This is a genomic window from Pseudobacter sp., assembly GCF_051955275.1.
Taxonomy (GTDB): domain Bacteria; phylum Bacteroidota; class Bacteroidia; order Chitinophagales; family Chitinophagaceae; genus Pseudobacter.
The window spans coordinates 1-8359 of sequence record NZ_JBQCGW010000099.1 but is presented as its reverse complement, the minus strand read 5'-3'; the positions used below and the strand labels follow the sequence as shown (position 1 = coordinate 8359).

The following is an 8359-nucleotide window of genomic DNA, read 5'->3' as shown; positions in this document are numbered from 1 at the left end:
GATGACATCGTCAAAGAACCGGTACTGTATAACAAAAAGGTAACGATCCTCATATATCAGCCCTACCATTAGTTTGTAGACAATTTTATATCCATATACAGTAACATTTTTAAGGAAAACGCCGCTATCATATATTTTGAAGACGTATTATCGGGAGGCCGGACATTTAAGCTGATCAGCAATTACATAAAACACCTGAAAACCAACCAGCATAATAAAACAGGATTTAATCTCCTGCTCACATTGATAGACAGGACCAGCGATTTCTCCAGGAGCGAGATCTTTCAGAAACTACCACATGAAACAGATAAAGAGGAAGGTCTGATTTATTTCTTTCGCCTCAATATCCCCGTAATCGCATCAGCACACCTGGCCGACCCCTTGAAAGAAAGGCATGAAATGCTGAAAAGACTGGTGAGTGAATGCCACCTGGATGCACTGAAAGTGATGGTTGGGCATGACATTCAAAAGACCAAACCAAAAACATTTGCCGAACTTGAATTTATCAGCAAAGATGAAAACACGCGGCAATATATACCTCTTAAAAAAGGCGATAGCGACGCCTATGATTTTTACACTCATTTCTTCTATCGCGAGAAAGTGCACCAGGTAAAGCTCTTCCTTACCCATGTGATCAACTCGGAACTCTCCAACTTTAACTATACAGAAAATCCCGCAGATCTTATAGACAGTTTGCTTGAAAAAGTAAAACGTCCACTGAATGAAATTATAATCGACGGGAAGCAGGAAATACTCAGCAACAAATTGAAGTTGCGAAAGCCTGAATTTGAAAAAGAGGTGGTGAGGAATGTGATCACCAGTGTTTTATCCAAGCCTCCTTTTACAGATTATGAAAAAATATACAAAACTGTTTTCAATTATGTGAACGGTCAATTGAAGGAACTGGACAGAACCGACAAAAATGACAGCCATCATAAGATGGACGCCAATGAGTTCATTCAATTGAAATCCCTCATTAAAAGGTCGGTAGAGCTCAATTCAAACTATATAATTTCCAGCCAGTTTCTCGCCGGGATAAAAAATGACTACTGGGAAATGAAGACCGAAAAATATACGAGAAGGTATAAATCGGAATATGACAAGCTTGCGAATGCAGATCAGGAGACAAAGGAAACTCAGAGATCGAACCTTGAATACAAATACAGGCACCTGGTCACCTACAATTATTTTCTTCTTTATTGCTATAAACTATTGTTGTTCCGTAATCCGGGGCGCTCAATCAGGCTGGAAAACCTGATAAATTCCAAAGAGTTGCTACCGGAAAATTCCATCAAAATAGGAAAGGAAGAAAATGATCCGCGGGTACTGAAGCAATTATGGAATTCCCCTTATTACCTGTTTATCCGCATTCTGAAAGCCGAGAATATCTACCTGATCAATGAGCTCAAAGAGCTGCATAAAAGACAAATGAGGAACAGAAAAGGGATTAAAGAGGATGAAGAAATATATGGAGAGAAGCCAGTGATCGACAAGTTATATAGCCATTACTTTAAACACCCTAAGAACGACAATATCATCACCAATGCAAGGAGGCTGATCAGGAATTCTGCCAGTAAAGATGACCCGAAAGCACTGGAGAACATTGAAAAATCTGTTTGTCATATGCTGAATGTAATGAACATTCTGCTGCATGCCGGAGAAAGCAAAACGGGAAAAGCTGGCAACAATGAATCCAGCAAAAGCAAGCTGAATGCGGAAGTACGGGCCATCCTGGATGCCGTACTGAATATTTTACAACCGGGCATAGAGGCAGGCAAACTTATGTATGCCTTCTTTATTGAGTACCGGGAGCCGCAGGGCGATTCATACAATCTCTACCCTGTGATCTCAACAACAAGCAAGGATGCAGAATTTGAAAATTTTGCTATCAAAATGAGCGAAAACGGTCTTATCTATAATGCATTGTATGGTTTGGCGGAAACTGTGGACGGGATTAATCCGCAAACCTTAATGTTTACGGGTAAGTTTCCTGATGGAAGTATTCATTCATTCCAGGACAACTTTTATAAAGCGCCTGAAACTTCCCCCCAACATTCAGGCAGTGGCCTGGGCAGTGAATATTTCAACAGAACTGAAGTGGAACTGAAAAAAAACGCGCTGAGTTCTGAAGAGCTGTTCCGGAATGACTTCTGGAATGAAGAAACAGATATGGGACTCAGAATGCTCAGTGAATCTAATATGACACTGATATTCCGGTTATCCGATTTTGTACCACCGCACAAAAAGGAGAAAAGCCATAAGCTGAAAGGACAGGCAGTCCTTGTGATTACCAACACATCGGAAACCAACTATGACAATTTCATCTCCTTCATGAATATAGAAAAGATAAGATTGTTGCTTTTGATAAAAGAGGAACTGCTGGAATACCTGCAGAAGCAATTCGACAATGATGCATTCATGGAAGTATTGGAAAACAGGAAACAGGCAATTTACCAACGCAAGCTACAACATGGTCTCAACAGGTATATCGAAGCCCAGTCGGATTTCTTTACAGGCCTTATCAAGAATCCCGAAGAACCGGAAATGAAGAAAAAGAGCAAATTATTCGATATAGTTAAAAAGGCGATGGTAAGTCAGATAAACTTCAATACCCCCGTACCGAGTGACATGCAAAGCTATAAATGGCAGGATCTGTTGGAAACAATGGGTTATATTTTCGAATGCGGGGATCTGGGTAAATATGAAATACCGGTTGAAGCGATCAAATTCATCGGCTTCAATTCAAGTGATGAAGCAAGAATGCATTCGAGTATCCCGGATGTTGTTATCCCGGAGTTGATCATAAATATGAAAAAATATTCATCGCAGTTAAAAGAAGAACAGTTCTTACAGGTGACGTACGACAAAGAGAAGAATCAGTTGGTCTTTGAAAATGACATAAGAGAGTCTGAACAGAAATCCAGTGACAAGAAACATTTTGGCGGTTTGGAAATGTGCAAATGGATCATGGAAAGCCTGAAATACAATAACATGATTTCCTACGCCAGCGCCCAGGGAAAAAGATATACCACTATTGTTGACCTAAATCTGAAAAAAGATGCCAATAAAAATTCTCATCCTTGAAGACGTACCCCGTGAATTTGTAGCAATGGCCAACAGCATCGAAAAAAAATTCGGGAACAAAGTGGAAGTCCATCCTGAAATTGAACCCGGGGATCAAAAGATCCAGGCTTACCATTATTTTGTTGAGAAGAAGCTGCAGATGGTAAAGTTTGATGAAATCATAACAAAATACAACGATATCGACCTCTTCATTATCGATATCTGCCTGATGAATGGTGAACAGGATGACCTCGGGCTAAGGTTCTATAACTTTCTCTCTGAAAAGAAATACAGGGATGGAGATTACCATTCAATTATAGTAAGCAGTAAGCCTACCCAGGTCACCGACGAAAAAACTTTCTTTATAAGTAAGATACGCTCCCCTTTATATTATCACAGGGTTACCGATATCATTTCTGATCTGTATCCTCAATTGCGGCAGGAAGAAAATAAAACCAGCAACGATAAAGTAAAACATACACTTTTTGAGAACGGATTACTGGATGGATGCAATAAAATAATCATGAACATCAATGACGCCATCAAGTGGGTCATTCATGCTATCATTCTCGGATTGTTCTATCTATTAATAGCTTTTGCCATAGGCTTTGGCGCCTGGAGCATTACACTGGATTTCATAAAACTGGTGAAGGAAAAATCGGAAGGCATGGATATCTTTAAACCTGCAGAACATATTTTTCTCTACCTCTTACCTGTATTCATCATCTTTGGCTTTTTCAATTATTACAGGAGCAATACCAGTATCTACCTGTTAGGCGGCAATAAAAAAGATATCGATGAAGAGAAGTCGACGGAATCCATGAACCTGACCAAAAAGATTTTCATTTCCACCATCATTTCTTATATCCTGGTAAAATGTACTGAAGAGATCTTTTTCGGCGACTGCAGCAATATGTTCAGGCTGAGCGGAGCTGGCATCCTGTTGCTTATGCTGATGGCTTATTATATTGTACTATATAGAAAACATCATTAGTTGGTAACTGCAGGCACAATAAAATCCCGCCGGGTTGTTTCCCCCCCCGTTTTCATCAGTTGATGGTTGCGTTCAGTGCATTCAAATTGCCATCTATATAGCATTTCAGACTCTGTTTGCTCTGGTCCATCATGCCAATGGCATTGTTGAAATGAATTACTTTGTTGCCTAATGTAGGGTGTGCGCTTCCGTACTGATCTTTAAATTCAAGGGTGATTGTAACACCGCGCACCGACCAGGCATCCATAAAGAAATTGGGCGAATAGCCGATATCGAAGCGTATGCCGCTGGTTTGCAGTGAAGATAATTGCAGGCTGTTAGTGATCTCCTGTGCCGGCACCCAGGGTTTGGAAAATTTCACCAGTCTGAATTCCAGTTCTGAGCCGGCGTCGAATAAGGTATTGATAGGGCTTGCGTGCTGAAAACAGATCTTGCCGGTAGCGGTATTGTACAAGTTCAGGATCACCTCTGAAGGACTTTCCTTGTTATCTGCGCCAGTTCTGATCTTTACTACAACACCTGTTAAACTGAAAACAGGTGCGGGTTTGGTAGCAGGCGGAGGCGCAGTTCTCGCGGGTGCCGGTGCGGGAGCCGGAGCTGGTGGGGGTGCTTGTGTAACAGGATTGGTGGTTACTTTTTTCCTGATTACGGTGGGCCTTTCAATCTGGGCCTGTGTGGCGCTGGTTATGCAGGTAGCCAGCAGGAGGATAAAATGTATCTTTTTCATACCTGATTATTGAGTATTTGTCTTGTTTTGAAATGCTGTCTTGTTTTCAAAACAAATATTGAACATATCCCCTTCCCTTCTATCCCCTCAAAAGGGGATTTTAAAGGAAAGGGCCGCCGCAAAATGCCCGCTGTTTGCCGGATATAGCCACTAATTGTTTGGTAACTAAGCCTCACCTTTGTTGTGTTGATGCCATCAGCCAACAAGTGGAGCAGCTACCACTGAAAAAACGGGCGGAACCGAAAGGCCAAATGAGTAGGAACTAAAACAGAACCTTATGTCCAGTAATTCAGTTTCCCTTCACAGGGTGCTCAAAACCTCCCCGGAGAAATTATTCCGCGCATTCACCGATGCCAATGCCTATGCGGCATGGCTTCCTCCTTATGGATTTGTTGCCACTGTTCATGAGATGAATGCAGTACAGGGCGGCACGTATAAAATGTCATTCACTAATTTCTCAACAGGAAATGGCCACTCATTCGGTGGAACCTATGTAGAGTTGAAGCCCGGTGAATTGGTGAAGTATACCAGTAAGTTTGATGATCCAGGTCTGCCCGGAGAAATGACCACTACGGTTATCTTAAAGAAAAACCTGGCAGGCACGGAGGTAAAGATCAATCAGGAAGGAATTCCTCCGCAGATCCCTGCTGAGTTCTGTTATCTGGGATGGCAAGAATCGCTGGAGAAATTAGCGAAGCTGGTGGAGCCAGAGATTCCGGATGCATAAGTACCATCAGATTATCATAGAAGCCACTCCTGCAGTGGCTTTTCTTTTGCTCACCCAGGATCTATCTTTTACTTTTCCAGGATCATGGTGGAGCCCTGTCCTCTTGCCGCACATACGGAGATGAATCCGCGGCCACTGCCTTTTGCATGTAACAGCTTTGCCATTGTAGCTACCACTTTTCCTCCGGTGGCGGCGAATGGATGTCCTGTTGCCAGGCTGCTGCCCATAACATTCAGTTTGTTCGGGTCTATCTTTCCCAAGGCTCCCGGCAGACCAAACTGTTGAGAAAGTTTGTCATCTTCCCAGATCTTCAATGTGGCCAATACCTGCGCGGCAAAAGCTTCATGGATCTCATAAAAATCGAAATCTCCTAATTTCAGGTTTGCTTTTTCCAGCATGCGCGGGGCAACGATTACCGGAGCCAGTAGCAGATTATGCTGATGTTGTACGTATTCGATGGCGCCGGTTTCTGCATAGGTGACATAGGCAAGTACAGGCAGGTTACGCTTTGCAGCCCACTCTTCTGATGCCAGTAAAATACAGGAGGCTCCATCTGTGAAGTTGGTTGAATTTCCGGCGGTCATGGTGTGACCTGTTTTTGTAAAGGCCGGTTTTAATTTGCTTAGTTTTTCCAGGGTGGTATCTCTGCGCAAGGTATTGTCCTGCGTAAGGCCGGCAAATGGAGAGACGAGGTCTTCATAAAAACCCGCATCATAGGCTTTCGCCAGGTTCAGATGACTTTTTAGTGCAAGTTCATCCTGCTGTTGCCTGGTAATGCCGTAATAACTTGCTGTTAGTTCAGTATGCTCTCCCATTGTAAGCCCGGTTTCAGGTTCCTGGCCACGGTAAGGGACGGGTTTGATATCTTTAAAACGCAGAGATGCAAATAATTTCAGTTTTTCCATGAAAGACTTTGCCCTGTTGGCTTTCAATAAAACCTTTCTGTATTTGTCGGATATGCCGATGGGCAGATTGCTCATAGAGTCCACGCCTCCTGCAATCCCTGATTCTATCTGTCCGGTTGCTATCTTATTGGCAATACTGATCACCGCTTCGATGCCAGTTACGCAGGCTTTCTGTATATCCACTCCCGGTGTTTCAGGAGAGAGTGCGGTTTTCAGCACAGCTTCCCTTACCAGGTTGCTTTCGTTCAGGTGTTTCACTACGGCTCCTGCCGCTACTTCTCCAAGGCGCTCTCCATGCAGCTTGTAATTATCGATCAATCCATTTAACGCAGCCACCAGCAGGTCCTGGTTGGTAAAATCTGCGTAAGCGGTGTTGAACCGGGCAAACGGTATGCGGTTATATCCTACGATCGCTACTTTCCTGGCGGTATTCATCCTGTGCTTTTTTGGTAAGACACCAAATTTACAAAAGTAGTAGCAATATGCAACTACTTATATTGTATTTTAGCTTTTCCAAAAGGATTAGTAATGAAAAAAACAGTGATGAGATCGGATTGTCCTATCAGTTGTACACTGGACATACTGGGCGATAAGTGGAGCCTGCTGCTGATGAGGGACCTGCTGTTCTTTGAAAAAACCTCTTTCGGGGAGTTCCTGCTGTCGGATGAAAAGATTGCCAGGAATATTCTGTCGAACAGACTGGAAGAGTTGCAGGATAAAGGGTTTATCGTAAAGGAAGTGTCGCCTGTCAATAAATCGAAATTTCTATACTACCCCACACAAAAGGCTGTTGATCTGGTGCCGGTGTTGTTTCAACTGTCCGACTGGGGCAAAAAGTATAATCCCGGCAGCAGACCTGAAATGAGGGTATCGGCATTCAGGGATATTAATGGAAAGGCGATGCGTGGTCTCAGGAAAAGGATGAGAAAATAAAATGAAAACCAGCATGCACCTTTTTATTAAGAGAAGGTACCGGTTGAATATATCATATTTTTTTCACTCTTTCACCGACAGCTAATTGTTGTTCATCGACTGTTTTTGCCTGTTCAATGAATAGCAAAGTCATCCCCGGTGAAACACAACTAGATTTACCTCATAAATAACTACAAGCACCATGGAAATTCAACAAACACCTGAAAACGCGCTCTCACACTCAGTTGTGACCGCTCTCATCAATGCCCCTATTGAGAAAGTGAATATAGCCGACTGGTTATTGAATCTGCCGGATGCGGAGTACCAGCGCTGCTCCACCCAGCATCTTGGCGCTGGCATAAGCAGTACTTATGAGGGAACGCCCGTATCGATCAATGTGGAGACAATTGGCGATGCTTTAATGGTGCAGCACTATGTTGCAGTGGTTCATCGTGCAGACTATTGCCGGATGCTGTCTGTTTCTGATTCCATTACAAAAAACGGCCGTACCAAAGTTCAGGTATTGTGGGAGCTGAAAGCTACGAAGATTGACGATAAAACCTGTCTTTATACCAATGAGATCCATGCAACAGCTACTCCGGAAATGTTAGGGTACATACAAGAACATGGCATCGACCTCAAGGACGCAGCTGCAGCAAGACAGGCGGCATCCGATGCACACAACCATGAAGAGGCACCGAACTTCGCAAAAAGCATCGAAAATAAGGCGTTGACAGGTAGATACAATCAACCGTTCTGATCATCATGCTAAAACAAGAACAGGCATAATATACAATAACCGGAAAAGAAATGAGGAGGGTGTCTCAAAAGTAATTTTTACTCGATTTTATTCGGGTTCCTGATGGAGATAAATTTCGTTTACGCGATTCTCAGAGCCTTCAGATGTAGAAGTTAAGACTTGATCTGACAAATGGGATTAATTTTAAGTAACCACACTTTCAATCAATCCCAAAAATGTCAGACCATGAAATCTGAAACTAAGTTAATCAAAACCAAGTTAGGTCTCCTGA

The 8359-nt window shown here is 42.9% G+C and carries 7 protein-coding genes; 5 read left to right on the top strand and 2 right to left on the bottom strand.

What is annotated here, in order from left to right:
* Positions 1-243 precede the first annotated feature (243 nt).
* Positions 244-3084, top strand: coding sequence for a hypothetical protein (locus ACTHMC_RS08210; RefSeq protein WP_440412465.1), 2841 nt, complete (start codon positions 244-246; stop codon positions 3082-3084).
* On the top strand, positions 3059-4057 hold the full coding sequence (locus ACTHMC_RS08205) for a hypothetical protein (RefSeq protein ID WP_440412463.1): 999 nt from the start codon (positions 3059-3061) through the stop codon (positions 4055-4057). The genes ACTHMC_RS08210 and ACTHMC_RS08205 overlap by 26 nt, the downstream gene beginning before the upstream one ends.
* Before the next feature lie 55 nt (positions 4058-4112).
* Here the strand turns inward: ACTHMC_RS08205 and ACTHMC_RS08200 are convergent, their stop codons facing one another.
* A complete protein-coding gene (locus tag ACTHMC_RS08200) occupies positions 4113-4784 on the bottom strand; it encodes a hypothetical protein (protein ID WP_440412462.1) in 672 nt (223 codons plus the stop codon).
* 277 nt (positions 4785-5061) lie between these two features.
* On the opposite strand from ACTHMC_RS08200, the gene ACTHMC_RS08195 reads away from it, so the two are divergent.
* Positions 5062-5511: an SRPBCC family protein gene (locus tag ACTHMC_RS08195; RefSeq protein ID WP_440412460.1), complete on the top strand. Its 450-nt coding sequence runs from the start codon at positions 5062-5064 to the stop codon at positions 5509-5511.
* Between the two features lie 68 nt (positions 5512-5579).
* Here the strand turns inward: ACTHMC_RS08195 and ACTHMC_RS08190 are convergent, their stop codons facing one another.
* On the bottom strand, positions 5580-6851 hold the full coding sequence (locus ACTHMC_RS08190; RefSeq protein ID WP_440412459.1) for an acetyl-CoA C-acetyltransferase: 1272 nt from the start codon (positions 6849-6851) through the stop codon (positions 5580-5582).
* Positions 6852-6944: 93 nt separating this feature from the next.
* Between ACTHMC_RS08190 and ACTHMC_RS08185 the strand changes: the two genes are divergently transcribed.
* The gene (locus ACTHMC_RS08185) at positions 6945-7349 is read left to right on the top strand and encodes a winged helix-turn-helix transcriptional regulator (RefSeq protein ID WP_440412457.1); all 405 of its coding nucleotides are present in this window, start codon (positions 6945-6947) and stop codon (positions 7347-7349) included.
* A 181-nt stretch (positions 7350-7530) separates the two neighbouring features.
* Positions 7531-8088, top strand: a complete 558-nt coding sequence (locus ACTHMC_RS08180) for a hypothetical protein (protein WP_440412456.1) — start codon at positions 7531-7533, stop codon at positions 8086-8088.
* Positions 8089-8359 lie beyond the last annotated feature (271 nt).